This is a genomic window from Pedobacter sp. N36a, assembly GCF_014472395.1.
GTDB lineage: Bacteria > Bacteroidota > Bacteroidia > Sphingobacteriales > Sphingobacteriaceae > Pedobacter.
The window spans coordinates 294,062-313,597 of record NZ_JACSZW010000002.1 but is presented as its reverse complement, the minus strand read 5'-3'; the positions used below and the strand labels follow the sequence as shown (position 1 = coordinate 313,597).

The 19,536-nt window shown below is 38.4% G+C and carries 16 protein-coding genes; 3 read left to right on the top strand and 13 right to left on the bottom strand.

Going from position 1 to position 19,536, the window contains the following annotated elements:
• Positions 1-16 precede the first annotated feature (16 nt).
• From H9X96_RS22850 to H9X96_RS05070, 5 genes are all read right to left on the bottom strand, one after another.
• Positions 17-166, bottom strand: coding sequence for a hypothetical protein (locus H9X96_RS22850; RefSeq protein WP_255431001.1), 150 nt, complete (start codon positions 164-166; stop codon positions 17-19).
• A gap of 39 nt (positions 167-205) precedes the next feature.
• Complete coding sequence (locus H9X96_RS05085) at positions 206-2,167, bottom strand: LTA synthase family protein (protein WP_187665243.1); 1,962 nt, start codon at positions 2,165-2,167, stop codon at positions 206-208.
• A gap of 180 nt (positions 2,168-2,347) precedes the next feature.
• A complete protein-coding gene (locus H9X96_RS05080; protein WP_062548871.1) occupies positions 2,348-2,686 on the bottom strand; it encodes a helix-turn-helix domain-containing protein in 339 nt (112 codons plus the stop codon).
• A 255-nt stretch (positions 2,687-2,941) separates the two neighbouring features.
• Positions 2,942-3,151 carry a hypothetical protein gene (locus H9X96_RS05075; protein ID WP_187665242.1) on the bottom strand — a complete coding sequence of 70 codons (210 nt, stop codon included), beginning with the start codon at positions 3,149-3,151 and terminating at the stop codon, positions 2,942-2,944.
• Between the two features lie 209 nt (positions 3,152-3,360).
• Positions 3,361-4,713 carry a Gfo/Idh/MocA family protein gene (locus H9X96_RS05070; RefSeq protein ID WP_187665241.1) on the bottom strand — a complete coding sequence of 451 codons (1,353 nt, stop codon included), beginning with the start codon at positions 4,711-4,713 and terminating at the stop codon, positions 3,361-3,363.
• A 444-nt stretch (positions 4,714-5,157) separates the two neighbouring features.
• Here H9X96_RS05070 and H9X96_RS05065 point away from each other — a divergent pair, with 444 nt between their 5' ends.
• Together H9X96_RS05065 and H9X96_RS05060 are read left to right on the top strand one after the other, a co-directional pair.
• A complete protein-coding gene (locus H9X96_RS05065) occupies positions 5,158-6,177 on the top strand; it encodes a LacI family DNA-binding transcriptional regulator (protein ID WP_187665240.1) in 1,020 nt (339 codons plus the stop codon).
• Between the two features lie 78 nt (positions 6,178-6,255).
• Positions 6,256-7,335 carry a phosphotransferase enzyme family protein gene (locus tag H9X96_RS05060; RefSeq protein WP_187665239.1) on the top strand — a complete coding sequence of 360 codons (1,080 nt, stop codon included), beginning with the start codon at positions 6,256-6,258 and terminating at the stop codon, positions 7,333-7,335.
• Here H9X96_RS05060 and H9X96_RS05055 read toward each other — a convergent pair.
• The 8 genes from H9X96_RS05055 to H9X96_RS05020 all read right to left on the bottom strand — a co-directional run bounded on the left by H9X96_RS05055 (position 7,280) and on the right by H9X96_RS05020 (position 18,655).
• Complete coding sequence (locus H9X96_RS05055; RefSeq protein ID WP_187665238.1) at positions 7,280-8,995, bottom strand: GMC oxidoreductase; 1,716 nt, start codon at positions 8,993-8,995, stop codon at positions 7,280-7,282. The genes H9X96_RS05060 and H9X96_RS05055 overlap by 56 nt on opposite strands.
• Before the next feature lie 14 nt (positions 8,996-9,009).
• Complete coding sequence (locus H9X96_RS05050; RefSeq protein WP_187665237.1) at positions 9,010-9,507, bottom strand: gluconate 2-dehydrogenase subunit 3 family protein; 498 nt, start codon at positions 9,505-9,507, stop codon at positions 9,010-9,012.
• 84 nt (positions 9,508-9,591) lie between these two features.
• On the bottom strand, positions 9,592-10,725 hold the full coding sequence (locus H9X96_RS05045) for an SGNH/GDSL hydrolase family protein (protein ID WP_187665236.1): 1,134 nt from the start codon (positions 10,723-10,725) through the stop codon (positions 9,592-9,594).
• Between the two features lie 88 nt (positions 10,726-10,813).
• Positions 10,814-12,010 carry a hypothetical protein gene (locus tag H9X96_RS05040; protein ID WP_187665235.1) on the bottom strand — a complete coding sequence of 399 codons (1,197 nt, stop codon included), beginning with the start codon at positions 12,008-12,010 and terminating at the stop codon, positions 10,814-10,816.
• 86 nt (positions 12,011-12,096) lie between these two features.
• Complete coding sequence (locus tag H9X96_RS05035) at positions 12,097-13,662, bottom strand: serine hydrolase (protein WP_187665234.1); 1,566 nt, start codon at positions 13,660-13,662, stop codon at positions 12,097-12,099.
• A 341-nt stretch (positions 13,663-14,003) separates the two neighbouring features.
• On the bottom strand, positions 14,004-17,366 hold the full coding sequence (locus H9X96_RS05030; RefSeq protein ID WP_187665233.1) for a DEAD/DEAH box helicase: 3,363 nt from the start codon (positions 17,364-17,366) through the stop codon (positions 14,004-14,006).
• Between the two features lie 47 nt (positions 17,367-17,413).
• Positions 17,414-17,998 carry an O-methyltransferase gene (locus H9X96_RS05025; RefSeq protein WP_187665232.1) on the bottom strand — a complete coding sequence of 195 codons (585 nt, stop codon included), beginning with the start codon at positions 17,996-17,998 and terminating at the stop codon, positions 17,414-17,416.
• A gap of 81 nt (positions 17,999-18,079) precedes the next feature.
• Positions 18,080-18,655, bottom strand: coding sequence for a 5'(3')-deoxyribonucleotidase (locus tag H9X96_RS05020; protein WP_187665231.1), 576 nt, complete (start codon positions 18,653-18,655; stop codon positions 18,080-18,082).
• Positions 18,656-18,746: 91 nt separating this feature from the next.
• Between H9X96_RS05020 and H9X96_RS05015 the strand changes: the two genes are divergently transcribed.
• Positions 18,747-19,496, top strand: a complete 750-nt coding sequence (locus H9X96_RS05015) for a DeoR/GlpR family DNA-binding transcription regulator (protein ID WP_187665230.1) — start codon at positions 18,747-18,749, stop codon at positions 19,494-19,496.
• Positions 19,497-19,536: the final 40 nt, after the last annotated feature.

Here is a 19,536-nt window from a genome sequence, read left to right as displayed (position 1 = left end):
CGGGTAAAGTAAGGTCTCACAGGATGCAATCATATGGGTAAAGGCTAATTTTCTCCATTGCAGATTGGAAATCAACGGCCAATTCACAGATGTTATCCTCTGCGCTAAAATAGGTAAATATACTTTCGCGGAGCGATTGCTCATCCTCAATTAATAGTAATTTCATCAAATAAACTCGGCTAGATGGCTTTTAACTTAATAATTATTATTGGTGAAGACCTCCATTCTTGAAAAGATCATAGGCAGTTTGGTAATTTGCAATGGCTTCTCTTACCACTTCTCCAGAGAATTTTCGAGGAAGCTGTTCATTTTTCTTCAGATTGTATAAATAGGTTTCCACTTTTTGCTGAGGGCTCAGTATGACCAAACTATCATTTTTAAGGTAGGCGAGTTTCTGATAAGTGCCTAAAAAAGTCCTGGGCACATAAGACTTGGCTAATACATCCTTGCCAAATATATTACTTTCATAACTCCAGCCCAATAAATTGAATAAAGTTGGATAAAGATCTATTTGAGAACACAAGGGAGTAATTTCCCTTCTTTTAGCAGCTGGCAGATTCAATACTATACAGGGAATATGGTATTTGCTGATGTCGATTTCATTTTTACCTGCACTACTGGCACAATGGTCCGCCACAATAATCACAACCGTGTTTTTGAACCAGGGTTTGCTACTGGCTTCACGCAAAAATTTACTAATGGCATAGTCTGTATACCTCACAGCTCCATTTCTGCCTGTTCCCGAAGGAATGTCAATTTCTCCTGCCGGATAAGTGAATGGACGATGGTTAGAGGTGGTCATCACGAAGCTATAAAATGGCTTTCCTTCTTCAAATTGATGATCGGATCCCCTGATTACTGCGCTGTAAAGATCTTCATCACTAATTCCCCAGGCATTTTCAAAACGCACCTGATCATCGGTAATGATGGTTCGTTTGGTTAGATAATGATCACCTGCCATCACCTTTCTGCCACGGTCGGTAATGTCGTAACCATTACTACCAAAATATTGATTCATATTATCGAAATAGCCATCACCGCCGTAATAAAAACTGCGACGGTAACCTGCTTTTTTAAAGATATCTCCTATGGTGCTTAGACTGTCATTGTCAGGACGCCTCACAATACTACTACCAGGCGTTGGAGGAATAGCCAGTGAAAGGGCTTCCATCCCCCTTACCGTCCTTGTTCCCGTCGCATACATATTAGTAAACAACAAATTTGTGGAGGCCAAGGAGTCCAATGTAGGTGTTAAACCTTCCTTATTTCCAAAGTGAGCCATAAAATCTGCACTTAAACTCTCCACAGTAATCATAATTACATTCGGTTTATAAGCAGTATCCACCCTTCCTGTAATCTCCCTTTTTATGCCATTACCATCCTGTAAATACCGGCTGTTACTTTCCTGAAGAGCAGACCTGATCACGCAGAAAGCTTCCTGCTCATCCAGCATTTTATAAAAATGATTATAATTTAGTTCATTGTTTTTAAAGGCCGAAAAGATAGCGTAAATTCCGGCTTTAGCCAATTCATTGTGGTAGCGATTAGAACCTGTCTCGGCCCATGAATTTGGAATAAAAAAACTATAAATCATGCAAATCAGCAAGATCACACCAGAAATTGCTCCACGTTTCCTAAATGAGGTGTCTGAATGAAAATGACGACTAAAAGCACCGATTTTCACTATACCAAGCAACACCAGCAAGCTAATCAACATCACCCCACCAATCAGCAAAGGTAAAGGATAAGATTCATTTATATTATGGACGACTTCATAAGTATAAACCAGGTAATCAACCGCAATAAAATTAAAACGGCTTTCAAATTCCTGCCAGAAAGTAAATTCTGCGAAAAAAGAAAACATTGCAATCAATATGATTAAAAATAAAACCGAATAGCTAAGAAACACATTGAACCGGGACTTTAAAAATCGCTGAGGAAGAAAACAGAGATAAATGGCGTAAAACAAAACCAGGAACATGGCCACACCAAAGTCGTAAATGAAGCCTTCAGCAAAAATGCGCAGGATAGAAAGGAAAGAAAAGTCAGTTTTTTCCAATGTAACAGCCATCAATCCAAGACGAATCAGGAACGACCCAGCAATGAAGGTTGCTACATAAGAAAAAAGTAAACTGTACCTTGATTTAAACAGAAAAGAAAAGCTCATAAAACCATATAAATATGGTCAAATGTAAGCCCCTATTCTGTAGTAAAACTGTAGATAAATTTCAAAAGTATCAGTGTCCCTAAAACATCTTAAAGAATCAAATATCACCAAAATAAGTTAATGACAATCAATCGCTTACCAACAAAACAAAGACACCGATACTTACAGATTCGCTAAAGATTAAGCGTTTTTGTTACGCTGATCTTCTTTATCATATAAATCAATCAGTTTACTTTGCAAACGAATCACAGAACTCTCTAATTGACTGATCTTTTCTTTCAATTGTTCGATAATCTGGATGTGCTCACTTACGCCTTCTTCTCCTACATCTAGAAACTCTCTCAAGCTCAATCCGTGTACTTCAGCAATCTGATTGATGCGGCTAAAGTTAGGATCTGTAATGCTGGTTTCTAGCTTTGAGTATGCTGGAATTGAGATGTCCAACAGATCGGCCATCGCTTTTTGGTTGACCCCTTTTTTTTGACGTAAAATTCTAAATTTCTCCCCTAATGTTTTCATAATGAATATTATTATTTTTTAATAACCCCTAATTGAAATAAATTTAAGAAATATTAAATATAATATTATCATATTATTACAAAATTTTGAAATTAATAATGGAAGCAGCTTTACGTAACTAATTTTTTTAGTAAAATAATCACACTAAAAAGCGTAAAATTCCCGGTGTTTTTTTACGCCTCAAAAGCTAAAAAAACGTCAGAAAACCCTGGAAAAACCAAAGGTAAATCACTGCAGAATAGATAGATAACCTAATTATTTTTTAGTCTGCCTAAAGATAAAAGCGCCCAACATTAAGGCTACTGCTAAGCCTGAAAAACCTGGAAAAAGAATAAATAAATATAATATTCCAGCAACGACGGCTAAAGCAATAATAAATAGAAATCCTTGTAAAAAAGACTCCATTTTGAAAGCTGCAATCAAAGCGAACAATAAAAAGGTTAAAGCAAGAATGGTTAAAAACATATACAAAGATGCGCTTTCAATGTTAAGTTAACGTTAAGAAAAACGTTTTCCTTCATTTTTTTTATCACAAAAAAGGAGCAAAGATGGAAAATCAAATTGCTCCTTTTATGAAAATATGAGGATTGAAGATCTGGTAATTTCAGAGAATTTTGACACTAAATTAATTCAGCTTAAAAATACTTGAAAATGAGTCGCAAAGTTCAATAAGATTAATAATCGTCGTTTAAGGCGAAAATTGGTTTTCTAGTCATCCAGCTGCCACTAGTAAAATCAGGGAAGTCAATTGTTTCATTTCCTAATTCTATAGACTGCTCACTTAATGGCGTAATTGCACTCCAGGCAGCTGCATCATAAACGTCCATTGGTGTTGGCTCGTTTCTTTTTGCGGCTTCAATGAAAGCATGAATAACAAAGAAGTCCATTCCACCGTGCCCTGCTCCTTGTGCATCATTACCATATTTTTTCCAAAGTGGATGGTCATATTTATCTAACCATGCTGCAGCAGGATCCCATTGATGAGGCTTGCTTACTCCTTCTACATAGACACTTTTGTTTACATCCATCCATAAACCTTTAGTTCCCTGAACTCTAAAACCCAGTGAATATGGCCTAGGAAGGTTCGTATCATGCTGTAAGATAATGGTCTCGCCATTGGCACAGTCGATAGTAGTAGTTACAATGTCTCCTAAACGGAAATTTACTTTCGCATTTGGATGACTCTCGCCACCTTTCTCCACTATATAATTATGTAGACCTCTTGCTTTCGTGGCAAAAGAGTTCAATTTTAAGAATTTGTTACCTCTATTAATGTTGATACATTGTGCCACAGGGCCAATTCCATGAGTTGGGTATAAATCTCCATTACGGTGTACCGAGTGATTGGTTCTCCATTTTGCTTCAGAGAAACCTTTCTCATTAAATTCTACGCCGCCACCATAAGGACCTTTACCATCGTTAAATTTAACCTCTCTAAGGTCATGCTGGTATCCGCCTTGCAAATGCATAATTTCACCAAATACACCTTGACGTACCATATTTAATGCAGCCAATACATCTCTTCTGTAACAAACGTTTTCTAACATCATGACATGAGCATCATGTTTTTCTGCAGCTTGGACTACATCCCAGTGATCTTGAAGGGTAATACCTAACATCACTTCGGTCGCTATATATTTAAGACCAGCCTCCATAGATTTGATGATCATTGGCTTGTGTAATTCCCATGGTGTAGAAATTACAATCGCTTTTAATCCCTTTGTTTCCAAAAGTTTCTTCCAGGCATGCTCATCACCAGTAAAAATCTTTGGCATTGGTTTGCCTGATTTTGCAATCAGTGCTTTAGCAGAATTTAACATTCTGTCGTCTACATCACAGATCGCTACTAAATCCACATCATCTCTTTTCAATAAAAGATCAAGGTGATTTTGGCCCCTCATTCCCACTCCAATCATTGCTACCTTAATCTTTTCACCCTTGGTGCTTGCAAAAATAGATTGCTCAGGTAAAACAGTTATAGCTGCGGCAGTAATACCGCTATTTCTAACAAATTGTCTTCTATTCATAATATTCAGTTCATTATATGTGTTCGGTTCAAACGTATCGTTTTATGGTAGCCATACACGATTATTAGTTTACAAGGTATAGACTATATCCAAAACCCATGCAAATTACCCTTCATAAAATACACGCAAACGTTTGATATTTTAATATTATATATATTAAAAACTAGAATTCATGAAAAACAACTCTCATTACACTATTTGTAACAATTTCATGATCATTTTACGATACAAACCTTACATTATTTGCTAAAATACGACTGTTGCGTTCCAAAAAACGAGATTGACCAAAAAAAAACACACGTTGAAACCTAAATATAGGCGTGTATTTTCAAACAAACGTTTGCGCACATTTTAGACCTAAGCGTCAAACAATTGAGTTTTATAGGAATTGTTTTTTCAAAATAATTGAAGGTTATTGAAAGTTTATACCAATATTTGAACATCATGTCTGATAAACCAACCACGATAAAAGAAATAGCCAAAATACTTAAGATCTCGGTTTCTACCGTTTCAAGGGCTTTAAATGATCATTCCAGTATCGGTTTAACAACAAAGATGAGGGTCAAGAAGCTAGCTACAGAGCTAAATTATGAGCCAAATCAGAAGGCGATACAATTTCTACAGGGAAAATCACATATTATAGGGGTGATTTTACCGGAATTATCTGAATCTTTCTTTTCTACTGCCATTAGTGGCATTGAGGATATTGCCTATAAGAGAAACTATACGGTATTACTTGCGCAATCACATGATGATGCAGATCGTGAGAAGCTATTAGTGGAAAAAATGAAAACTCAACGTGTAGATGGATTATTGGTCTCTGTTTCAAAAACAACCAGCACCTACGAGCACTTTGAGATATTTAAAAAACTGAACATCCCAGTAGTGTTCTTTGATCGGATCCCCCCTATTAAAGATATCCATTATGTAGCCTCAAATCTGGAAAACGGCACCTATGAAGCGGTCAACTTCCTGCTAAAGAAAGGACATCGTACTATTGGAATGATCAATGGACCTACTACACTGGTAGCCAGCCATGAAAGAAAAGAAGGCTATATTAAAGCCATGATTTCTAACCGCCTAAAATTCGACCCGTCCTTAATTGTTAGCTGTGATCTTTCTGAAAGCGGTACTATTGAGGTGATGAATACGATGCTCAACCATAGACGAAAACCAACTGCCATCGTGACCTTCAATGATTATGTGGCCTTATTTGCCATGAGACATACCCGTTCTTTGGAACTGGAAGGAATTGACTTTGTTAGCTATGCAAATCTGCCTATCATTAATTATATGGATTATACACCGATTGCCTCTGTTGAACAGTTCCCTTACAAGCAAGGAAAGAAAGCAGCAGATATTTTAATCGATCTGATCAACAGACCTAAAAACGAAACAGGAACGGAACAAGCTTATTTTAACGTAGTTGTGGACTCAGAATTAATAATTTCAAATATTAAGTAATTTTGCGCAAACGTTTGCTCAATGGTTTAATCACATAAATAATTACGTTTGAATCTGTAACCAATCTTGAAAAGACGCATGTTCGAAAATATCTTACCATTGTATGGCCTGAATTCTGATAATACGACTGTTAACCTATTTGGCGATGGCCTAATAAACCATACATGGAAAGTAACTGCCCCTAAGCAAAGCTATATCCTTCAAAAGGTAAATACCGATGTATTTAAAGAGCCTTCAAATATTGATAAAAACCTTTGTCTGCTAAAAGACTTTTTAAATAAAAAAGATCCAAAATATCTATTTGTTTCACCAATAAATGCCATATCTGGTGCATCACTATTGAAGACACCTGACGGATATTTTCGTATGACACCATTTGTAGAAGGCTCAATTTCTTTGAACGCACTGACGAAAAGAGAAGAAGCTTATGAAGCCGCAAAGCAATTTGGAAAATTCTCAGCTCTATTAGCAGACTTTAATGCAGAAGAATTAAACATCACTATCCCCGATTTTCATAACCTTAATTTGAGGTACGAGCAGTTTAAAACAGCTTGTGCAAATGCCAATCCAAAACGAATGGAGCAGGTAAAGGAATATGTGGAATTTATCAACGAACACAAAAGTATCGTAGACACCTATTTGGACCTGGTAGCGAATGAGGAAGTCCCTTTAAGAGTAATTCACCATGATACGAAAATCAACAATGTACTATTCGATGCACACAATAAAGGCATCTGTGTCATTGACCTGGATACAGTAATGCCCGGTTATTTCATCAGCGATGTTGGTGATATGATGAGAACCTATTTATGTGCTGCAAGTGAAGAAGAAAATGACTTGAGTAAAATCAGCATCAGAAAAGACTTTTTTAAAGCCATTTATGAAGGCTATATGGAAGAAATGGCTGATGTATTGACTGATACTGAAAAACAATATTTCAGTTATGCAGGAAAGTTCATCATCTATATGCAGGCCATTCGATTCCTGGCAGATTACCTACAAAACGACATTTATTATGGTGCTAAATATGAAGGGCATAATTTTAACAGGGCAAAAAATCAAATCACCCTGTTAAAAGAATATCTAAAGATGGAAGAAGGGCTTACAACTCCCCCTTCTTCATCGAAAGAACCGCGTAATCAACCGCACGCGCAGTAAGCGCCATATAAGTTAATGATGGGTTTTGTGTTGACGTAGAGGTCATACAAGCCCCATCAGTAACGAATACATTCTTACAATCATGTAGCTGATTCCATTTATTGAGGACAGACGTCTTAGGATCATGCCCCATTCTGGCGCCACCCATTTCATGAATGTCTAAACCTGGTGCTTGTCCACCATCATTTACCTGAATATTTTTGAATCCAGCTTCCGTAAACATCTCAGTCAGCTGCTCCAGATAATCCTTCTTCATTTTTGCATCATTCTCGTCATAGTCCACCGAAATTTGAAGCAATGGAACTCCCCAAACATCTTTTTTATCTGCATGTAATTTCACATAGTTACTTTCTTTAGGAATCGTTTCCCCCATCATGTGAGAGCCAACTTGCCAAGGACCCAGATTTTTACTTAGTAATTGTGCTTTTAGAGCTGTACCTAAACCGGAAGTATCTCTTGCCGTATTTCTATAGGCAGAAAACCCAGCGGCATAGCCCCGTTTAAAGTTCGTTTCTTGTTTCAGCAAATTTCTAAATCTCGGAATGTATCCGCCACCTGCGGGATTTCTGCCATCAGTGGTAAATTCTTTTAATCCATCGTATTCCGCTCCGATCCTTGCACTGTAATTGTGAAAAGCAACATATTTACCTAAAGTTCCACTGTCATTTCCTAATCCATTCGGGAAACGTGAAGAAGTAGAATTCAATAAAATCAAATTGGTATTGATGGCCGCTGCATTTACAAAAATCACTTTTGCATAATATTCCCGAACTTCCTTAGTATTGGTATCAATCACCCGAACACCTGATGCTTTCCCTAATTTCTCATCATAAATAATAGACTCTACTACAGAAAACGGTCTTAAAGTCAAGTTACCTGTTTTTTCTGCCCATGGCAAGGTAGAAGAGTTACTACTGAAATAGCCGCCAAATGGACAACCTCGCTGACATAAAGTACGGTTTTGACACTTCGCCCTGCCTTGATCAAAATGAATCTGCTTAGGTTGAGATAAATGTGCACAGCGGGCACTGATCACATGACGGCCTGTATATTTATCCCGGATCTTATTTCTGAAATAATCCTCTACAGCATTAAGTGGAAAAGCAGGTAGGAAATCACCGTCTGGCAAGGAGGCCAAGCCATCCCTATTACCAGAAATTCCTGCAAACTGCTCCACATAAGTGTACCAGGAATCCAGATCCTTATATCTTATTGGCCAATCTACTGCAAAATCATCACGTAATGGTCCTTCAAAATCCAAGTCACTCCATCGTTGCGTCTGTCTGGCCCAAAGCAGAGATTTACCGCCAACCTGATAGCCACGAATCCAATCAAAAGGTTTCTCCTGCACATATGGATGCTCTTGATCCTTCACAAAGAAATCCATTGCATCTTCTCTAAAGGCGTAACATTTACTAACCACAGGGTTTGCTTCACGAATTGCAAAAGTAGGTTCTCCACGATGTTCAAATTCGTAAGGGTATTTATTTGTCGTCGGATAGTCTATAATATGTTTAACGTCTTTTCCTCTTTCCAGAACTAAGGTCTTCAAGCCTTTCTCTGTAAATTCTTTAGCTGCCCAGCCACCGCTAATCCCAGAGCCAATTACAATGGCATCATAGGTATGTTCTTTAATACTATCTATGTTTAAGTTTGACATTTCTTTGCTATTAATTATGCTGATTTCACCCGAAAAAAACCATTGTACCTACCTGGAACAAGTTCCCAGATCACGAGATTACTCATCACGTATTTAGAATTGAGATAGCCATCAATGGTTTTCCATTTCATAAACTTGAAAAACTCAATGGTTTCCTCTGAAAGCCCGGCTTTAGCGCTATTGGCATCCCTCACCAATTGAGCAAGTGCTTTACGATCCAGTTCTTCAAAAGCTTTCAATCCAGAAATAAATTGCTGATGCCTTTCGGGGCCAAAGCAATCGTCAAGCATCTTTAGTACGTACAAATGCAGTTTTAGGTCTTTAGCTCCGGAAGTATCAGTTTTAGGAATAATCAGCTCGGCAATCTCTGCAAGCTGACCTTCTTGTGCGGCAGAAATATCGAGGTTTTTGAGTTGGATGGAAGCTTTCCCTTCTTCTCTCAAACAGGAAGGCAATAATGCCATTCCCCCTGCAAATATTAATACCTGTTTAATGGCAAATCGTCTGTTCATAGTTCATTTGTGTGCTGCTAAAATAATCCAAAATTTGGAACTCTCCTAGGCTTATATAAAAGGTGGTTAATTTAAAAATTACGCCTAATTCACGAGAAAGTGGGCGATGCGGGCCGAATTTCCCTTGCTGTTTTCATTTTTATTTACGCTGACTGTTAGCTTAAGTTGATGGGGCCCCTTGGTTAAGTTGCTGCCTAACAAAAGATACCAAGGCAAATGAAGAGACTTACTCCATTTAGTATATAAATCAATTTCCTGTTCTGGTTTACCATCAATTGTATATTTAAGGATGCCAGCGTCAGCACCTGAAACTACAGCAATACCTATTGTATTTCCTTCAAAGTCAAGCGTCAATTCCGATCCGGCCTGAGTGGAAACCAACATAGGAATATGCACAAAACCTTTGCGGGTATTCCCTCCATCTTCTGGTTTCCAGTCCTTTTTTACCGACCAGCCATTGGAGAGTTTTGCATTTTCTACACCTACATAATGACCGTTTTCAAAACTGCCACCGATTAAAGGACCAGGCAATTTTCTTACCCTGCCTTTCTTTAAAGTCATTTCATCCTTTAACAAACGTTGTATCGCTTTAAAATAAAGTTCTTGACCAAATGGCGAAGGATGTAAATCTTTGAAATCTTTTTCCCAGCTAAATTCCTGATTTGCCAATCTATCGCTCACTGCTTTTGCCAGATTGATAGATGGTAAACCGTAGTGTGCGGCCAAGAGTTCATGATTATGTACCGATACTGGTATTTTTCCTTCAGAATAAGATTTCGTTTTATCAGGATCTGCAAAAGATATCAGAACGATGTCCATTTTTGGTTGATGTAATTTAGCGTTTCTAACTATACCTTCCAAAGCGCGAATTTGAGTAAGACTGTCTGTCCCATTGACTTCATCATTTACGGCGGCCTCAATAAATAGTAAATCTACTTTTCCAGAGTCAAGTACGTCCTGCTTCAAGCGAAAAGCATGAGGCAAACTCCCTAAAGATGGGATTCCAGCCGCGATAAAATGAAACTGGGTTTCTGGAAAACGGCTTTGCAGATCTGCCGATACTTTATCTCGCCAGCCTGGATTGTGAGTAATAGATCCACCTAAAAAGGCAACACTAGCTTTTTTATCTTGCTGAAAAACTTTAACAGCATGAATTAAACCAGCTCTATGCTGAATATAGTTGCCATCATCCAATGATTTTACTTGCCCATAACACATAATTATACTGCACAGCAAACTGCTGTAAAAACACAAAAGCACCTTGTTCATAAATTTCCAGAAATTATACAACTATCAAGATAGCCATTTAATGGCTTGGATCATACTGGTAAACAATCTGATAAGGAATATTTTTTAGTTTGGCCGAAATTGCACCAATCGGCAGATCCTCCTTTTGTGGCGTAGGCTCACACACGGAATACAACTTTCCTTTATAAACAATTGCATCGCCAATCGGCTGATCAAACTGAACGCCCATGGTGATGTGTGTAGGATAAAGCATCGCAATCATAGGCAAGTTGTAGATCTCTTTTACAAGATAGAAAAATAGGGCCACACGGTCATCACAATCACTATGGCTGGCAAATAAAGTCTCTTCCGGCGAAAGACGTTTCTCTGCACCATAATTTTCCTCATCATCCTGATAAAGGAAGGCGTAACGGGTAAAACGCATCAGGTAATCCACTCCTTTTTTCTGACTCATCCCCTTTGTATTTTTCTTCAGCAAGGGAATTAAAGAACCATAGGTTTCTTTGCTTAAAGGAATGTTAAAATAAGTTTCAAAATCTACTCCTGGATAATTGGCAAATATAGCCTCTACATCCGTACTGAGCTTCACATTGAAGTGGTAAGCTTTATGTTTATAGACGAACTCCAATTTCTTTTCCAGGTAGTTTTCCGGCTTAAAATCAGGCAGTTTAGTCACTTTGTAGGAAAAGGACTTTGTAGCTTCAGGAACCTTTATCTCTACCGGAACAGGTGGATCAAGATTCAGGTCAGCTTTAGGATAGTCATGATAATTCAAGCACATGTATTTCTTTTTATCCACCATAAAAAATGGGATATCGGAAATGTCTTCATCATTAAATACGTAGAAAATGATCTTACCCTTACTCAATGCCAAGCGGGCATCGTAACCTGATTTCGCCAACAAGAACCATTTATACAAAGTATAACGGCTATAATTCACTAGTTTAGGGCTTAATTGCTCTGCAGTTCTTCTGATCAATTGATAGTACAACCAATCATTAAGCTCCAGCTTTTTTTTATAAGCCAGAAGCGAATCTACAATAGGTTGATAATCCCCAGAGCTTAAACAGTTATAAGCCTGTTTTATGGAAGCCGTAGAAAGTTCCGGAGCCGCAACAACCACAGAGGTATCCAGCGTGGTATGGAACATTCCCCCATAAAATTCAAAGGAAATATCTTGTTTACCCTGGCTATAACTAGTACTCAGTGTAAATAGTAAAGATAAAGTCCCAAATATTTTTAAAAGATGGCCCATAACCCAAGGATTGCTTTCTATTAAATATACGTAAATTTAATGTTAAGCTATAGGTCATCCCAGATTTCTACTTTTTTTTTACTGTTCTACCACTTTAGACCCTGTAGCTCCTCCGTTCTGACAAAAAAATACGGCTTTAATACGCCTTCAAGCTGAGTTTCAAAACCGTCAATATTGCCGGACGAATTCATATGGAACTGTACGTTAACACCAGCTGATCCCTTTTCAGTATTCAGGCCTTTCTTAGGGTCTATAATGAATAGCTCAAAAATGTCGTAATTAGTAGGCTTCAACCAAACAGTACGGACACTGGTTTTTGCATAGAGGGAATCGTTTTTCATGTAAACTTTCATAGTACCATAGGCAGGATAATTATAGGTCCCGGTATAATCTGCTAGAGGGTGTGTAGCGGGATGATGCTGAGTCTGGATGGTTTCTTCCTTTTGCTCAGCTTTGGCCATGGCCACCCTTCTATCTGCCGATTTTTTAAGCTTACCATTCCAGTCCTCATATTTAAGCTGAAGTAAGCGGTCGCTGATGATATTTTTAACTATTTCCGGCACATTTGAAACATTCTGATTGCTAAGTACCACAATGCCTAAACTATCTGCAGGAAAAAAGGTGGAAATAGCCGAAAAACCATCAATATTACCTCCATGTTCAACACGATAGTGCCCCCTGTAAGAATCCATAAACCAGCCTAAGCCATAATTTGCAAAATATATGTCTGGGGCATTCTTCTCCGGTAATCCTCCATCCATAATCGCTTGTGAACTGATCGCCTGCTTGCGAAAATCTGCAGGAATAATCTCTTTACTTTCGTATTTCCCATTATTAACCCAGGCCATCATCCACTTCGCCATATCATTCACATTACTATTAATAGCTCCGGCAGGCGCCATCCCAGAAATATCATAATAATCCAATAAGTCTAAGGATTGATCATCTTTTACACCATAGCCAAGTGAAACCTCCTTACTTTTTAACAGTTCAGCCAAGCTGGTATTTGAATGGGTCATCCCCAATGGTCTAAAAATCTTTTCATTAATTTGATCCGCCCAGGTTTTACCTGTTAATTTGCTGACTACAGCACCCTGAGCCATATACATAAAATTATTGTACTGCCATTTTTCTCTTAAACCTGTAGTGGGTACCATATATTGAATGCGCTTTAAAAGATCATCCACTGAAGGAGTATTGAACATATACCAGGACATATCAAATCTGGCCAGACCTGTGCGGTGACTCATCATGTCACGAAGATTAATATGGTTGGTCATTTCCTCATTATAGAATGTCAACTCAGGCAGGTAATTCTTTACAGGCTGATCTATATTAACTTTACCTTCTTTTTCCAATTTCCCAATCAATGTAGTCGTAAAAGCCTTTGTACAAGAACCTATCGGAAAAATCGTATTTGGAGTAACAGGCAACTTATTTACCGCATCACGGTAACCAAAACCTTTCGCATAAATCACTTTATTTTTCTGTACTACAGCCACTGCAAAACCTGCTGCATTCCAGGTTTTAAGCACATGCTGGAAAGCAGTATCTAATCCGTTAAAGCGACTGTCAGCTTTAACAGCTGCTTGCTGAGCTACAGCTTTTAAAGACATAATGCTTAGAAAAGCAATAACAATTTTTAGTTTCATTCTGAAGTATAATTGAATAGGGATGTAATAAGTATAGGACTTATATTTTTCAGAATGAGACATTCAATAACAGCTGAAAGTTACAGGGGGAACACTATAATATTCTTGATAGAAAACTCAAGCCAACTACCTTAACCTTTTTTTGTCTGAAAGGAATAAGTGTCTAATAGAATAAGGAGACGTTACCGTTGGCAAAACCCATCATTTTAACCTCGTTATCTGCCTTTTTCTCCTTATCCCCGGTAATTCGATTCAAAAAAGCTCTTCTTTTCATAGGCAGGAATCGGAATTCATAAAGCCGAAAAACCCATCAAATTTCACACAAACGTTTGCATTCCGATTTAACTGAACAGTCCCACTAGGTCTTTTTTAGAGAATGATTTATAGATAGAATGATCTGTTTTGATGAGATCTTTAACCAGGTCCTTTTTCGAAGACTGTAATTTCATAATTTTCTCTTCAATAGTATCCGGACAAATCAAACGTATGGCAATTACATTTTTTTGCTGCCCTATTCGATAAGTACGGTCGATGGCTTGATTTTCAACTGCGGGATTCCACCATGGATCTACCAAATACACATAATCTGCCTGGGTAAGATTTAATCCCACTCCTCCTGCTTTTAAGCTAATAAGAAACACCCTTATTTCTGGATTATTCTGAAAAGAATCGACCACTGCTTCCCGGTCTTTTGTCTGCCCGGTCAAATAAGCAAAACTAATCCCGCGATCTCTCAATTCTTTTCTAATCAGGTCCAGCATACCCACAAATTGAGAGAAAACAAGGATCTTATGTGCTGAAGATTTGTTTTCAATCTGCTCCAGCAACACCTCCATTTTAGCAGAAGAACTGCCGTAAAATTCATCTTCGCTCAGTAGTGCAGGTGAATTACAAATTTGTCTTAATTTAGTAATGCCTTTTAAAACATTCATCGTATTACTGGCCACTTCCTCGTCTGTTTGATTGGTCAGGTAATCCCGGATTTCCTTTTCATAACCATCGTATACTTTACGCTGATCAGCCTCCATCTCACAATAAATCACCATTTCGGTCTTATCTGGTAATTCTTTTGCTACCTGTTCTTTGGTTCTTCGCAATAAGAAAGGACTAATTCGCTGCTGCAATTGTATGGCTGCTCTTTTGTCTTTAAACTGATCAATCGGCGTAGAATAAATCTCTCTAAAGTGCTGTTTACTGCCCAGTAATCCCGGACAAGCAAAGGACAATTGCCCATACAGATCAAAAGTGTTGTTTTCAATAGGCGTACCAGTCAACACTACCCTATTCCTGGATTGCAATAAACGAACCGTTTTATAACGCTGGGATTCTGGATTCTTAATGGTTTGCGATTCATCTAAAAAGACGTAATTGAACCTATAGTCTTTTAAAAACCGGATGTCAGTGAGCAAAGTACCATAAGAAGTAAGTACTACCTCATACTGATCGAAATCTTTATGGCCTTTAATCCGGTCTGCACCATAGGTCGTCATTACTTTGATAGATGGCGCAAACTTTTGAATTTCCTGTTGCCAATTGAAGATCAAGGAAGCCGGTACCACAATCAAATTGGTATTGTGATGTCCCTTTTCTCTTTGTGCCAGAATAAAAGCAATGATCTGAATCGTCTTTCCAAGACCCATATCATCTGCCAGACAAGCACCAAAGTTAAATTCATCTAGGAAGCTTAGCCAGTTCAACCCTTCTTTTTGGTATGGTCTGAGTGTCGCGTTTAAACCTTCCGGAACCTTAACAGCGGTGATCGCAGCTGCAGAACCAGAAAGCTGGCTTTTGTACATGGCCAACTGATCTTTCACCGATTCGTCCAGTACCTGAGCTTCATAAAGCTCTTCTATAGCTGTAAAGCTTATTCTTGGCGTTTGAATATGTTCTTCAACTACTTCTCCAGCATTGAAATACTTATTGAACTTCTCTATCCATTCGTCTGGAAGAATACCCATTGTGCCATCATCCAGCTTCACGAACTTACTTTTATTGCGGATAGATTTATGTAAATGCCTTAAAGAGACAACCTGATTACCATATTTTAGCTTCACTGCCGTTTTAAACCAGTCGATTCCACTCATCACATTGATTGAAATATTGGCTTTATGTGGATTTAGGTTGTTGTCTTTTAACTTATTGAAGCCTAGAATACTGATGTTTTTATTTCGCCACTCTTCAAAGGCATGAAGAAACCACTGATTTTCCAACAGCCTGGTTTTATGCAGGTAAAAGCAGTCGTTACTTTCCATCTGATCCTCAAAATAAGGATGCTGCCTCATGATATTGGATATAAACTGAAGTTCCGTTTCCGTGTCCCTTTTCAACGTAAATAAATTGCCATTCCTATCCCTCGACTGGATTTGCTTCCTCGATAACACCGGTATTTCCAGACTTCCATAACGCATTACAGGAGTCAGCAGGACAAAATCTTCAGATTCAGAAAGGTAAATGAGCTGCTCATTCTCCAGGTCAAAACCTTTTTCTTCAATTTGTTTTTTTGTAGCAGGTTTCAGGTAATCGTAAGTCACCTTGATTTTGTTTTCTAACTTAGAAAGAATCTCCTCCTGAAAAGCTTCAAATTTAGAATGGTGGATCAACATCCGGTCATGGTGCTGCTTAAAGAAATCAATCACCCTTAAATAGTTAGGGTTATCAATCAAATGCAGACATTGGTCCATTTGTATAAAATAATTGTATTTCAGCTGAATCTGATCCAAAGAAAAAGCTGTCCCATCGAGCATGAGTTTTCCTGAGACTTCATAAAATTCATGCCTCTGACTCACATGGAGCGTCATGTCTACACTTAGTGTGTTTAGTTTTATGGGAATGATTGCATTTGCAGTCACATTAGCCGAAACTTTGGTATCATGTAAAAAGACCTCCATTTTCATGGGATTCTTTGCCACAGCCCTAAGTGCATCCAGATCTGAATCAGTACGCTCTGCATTGTAATTGTTCTGAAACTTTAATACACCGCTATAGAATTTTATTGCAGCATTGTCTTCTGTTTTCCAGAGCAGATCAGAAGGATTCATGGTTTGAATGGGATTTTTAAACTTGCCATCAAGCGTGGTTTGCGCCTCAATAATCTCTAACGTCAGGTGACTATAGAAACGATGCTGACCAAACACGAGACCCATTTTATGTCTGGCTTTTAAACCTCCAGACACCGGTAATTGTAATCCTTCTTTTGGAAGCAGCTTTTTCTTAAGGTCTTGTTTACTCTGACCAGTTAAGGGATACAACTCCCTCATTTTAGCTTTAATCTGTGTCTGCCCCTGCTGATATTCCAGTTCAAAAAAGTCAGTCAGATTGGCTTCGGTTTCCAATCCATAATCTTTCGCCTGCAGCAGCATCCGCTCCTGCCGCAATTTATAATCGAAGAAAAGACGTAAAGAAGGTCTGTTCAAAATATTGTGCAGGGCTTGAGCCTGGTGACTGCATAATTTAGGATTTGCATCTGTACATCCGCAGGTAATGACCGTTTTACGGTCTCTTTGGCTGATTCCCACACCAGGAAATGGAATGCTGCTTCCAGGAGCTGTAAAAAAAACAACATCAATATCTAGGTGTTGCGGAATAAGGTCATAGAACCCCTTTACTCCCGTATCTACACGATCATTGACGTGTTTTAGTATATATAAATCTGTTAATTCTGAAAAATCAAAATCTGCTAAGATGTACTCTTTTCTAACCTCCATTTGCTCCGGCAATTCCAAGCCCTAAAGGTAGTCCAATTTTGAAATACCTATACTGCTTTTTTTGTAGCAATTACAATTCCAGTTGCCCAACATTGTTTAGTGAGGATCAAATCTTCGCGTTGCTCTAAAGTTGCTATTAAGCGAATCGCCTTCTCTTCATGCCCTTCAGGCCAGTTTTCCTGAGGAAGCATATCGTCAATGAGGTAAAATGCACCTGGCTTCAGCATGTCCAATACCTCGTCCAACAACAGGTACTTTCCATGCCAGGTATCGGCAAAAATATAGTCAAACTTCTGGTTTTTATTTTGAAGGACCCAGTCTTCCCCTTCAATACATTGCAGCTCCAGTCGGTTATCCTGACCAAGAAAACGTTTTGCAATGTCCAAAAACTGCACATCATTGTCAATGGATACAAGACTGGCCTCTTGATCCATCCCTTCCAATATCCAGGAAGTAGAAAGACCTGTTCCAGTTCCCAATTCCAGAAAGCGCCCGCCAGGTTTCGAAGCAGCCAGCGTTTGCAGCAATGAGCAGGTCATTATTGCTGAGGCCATAGAAAAACCAGCAGCTTTGGTCGCTTCATCGATAGCCATATAGGCCTCAGGATACTTTTGTTTTATTTCTTCTATCATATATTGGTGGTTCCTTTAGGAATTTGAAATATAGATAAAAGAGATAAGAGTCTTTGCTTGACTAAGAATCAAAACGATAAATTAAGCCGTTTCGGCATTTACCAAATGCGCTTGTCCTAATTTCTCTTGCTCAAAAAAGGCGAGAATTTCTGTCCAGCTTTTCACCCTTACATGATGATGTTGATTTACATTATGTGAAGCGTCAAACATAATCGCTTTTCCTTTACAAAAATCCAGGTTTTTACAATGGTCATCTATAAGGTAATCTGTCACGACCACACTCTTATCTCCACAGAAAATGATGTTTCTCCAGCTGATGAAAGAGAAGTGTTCTGCTAACCACTCCTGTTTTTCGGATAAACATTGAGGAAACTCCATTGCTGCAGATACGATGTATACCTCGTAATCTTCCATCAATTTCTTCACTGCTGCTACTGCACCATCCATTAATGGGATAGTTCTGAAAAAACCAGGAGTATTTACATATCTTCTGATCGCCCCTTTTTCGGGGAAACCTTCAGGTTCCAAAACACCTAACCTTTCTGATCTAGGCACTCGTACACCGTATTCTTTTTCGTACCAGTCCATGAATTGCTCTTCTATATCTGCAAGAACACCATCCATGTCAATTCCTATTGTTTTTTTGATTTCATTCATATATTATTGTAATATCTTGCAACAAATATAGCAAAATATAGCAACATATTGCAAGATGTTGCTCGAAATATTTACTTACATTTGCAACAATATGATAAAGGAAGAAAGATTACAGTTGATCATAGAGCACATTCGTAAAGAGAAAAAAGTGTTATTGGGAGATCTGAGTACCTTATTAGGAGTTTCTGAAGACACCGTAAGACGGGATATTAAAGAGCTTTCCGACCAGGGATTACTGAAAGCCGTTCGTGGAGGTGCAATTTCCAGGTCTCCTATTCCCCGCCATTTTCGCGAACGTGAGCATTATGATGTAAGCCACAAAGGCATTATCGCCGAAAAGGCAGTAAAACTAATTAAAAATGGACAGGTCGTATTGTTTGACGCTGGCACATCTGTATTGGCAATTGCCACACTTTTACCAAGGGACTTACAAATCACGGTCATCACCAACAGTTTTCCTGTAGTGACTATACTGGAAGATCACCCTTGCATAGAAGTGATATTTTTAGGTGGCAGGTTAAACAAAAACTCCTTCTCTACCACTGGCTTCGAAGTGATTCAAACGATTCGTGGCATTCGTCCAGACCTTTGTTTTCTGGGAATCTGCAGCATAGACCTGATCTCTGGTGTAACCGGAATCAATTATGAGGATTGCCAAGTAAAAAAAGCGATGGTGGAAACCTCAAAAGAGATCGTAGCATTAGCCACTGTAGAAAAACTGGGGACTACAGAACCGTATTACATTACCAGCATGAGTGATATTGATATCATCATCACGGATATTGACCCTAATGATGACAGTTTAAAAGCCTATCAAGAAGCCGGAATCAAATTGGAATAAATTCCATGATTCCGGCTCCAATGATTCGATATTTATTGCA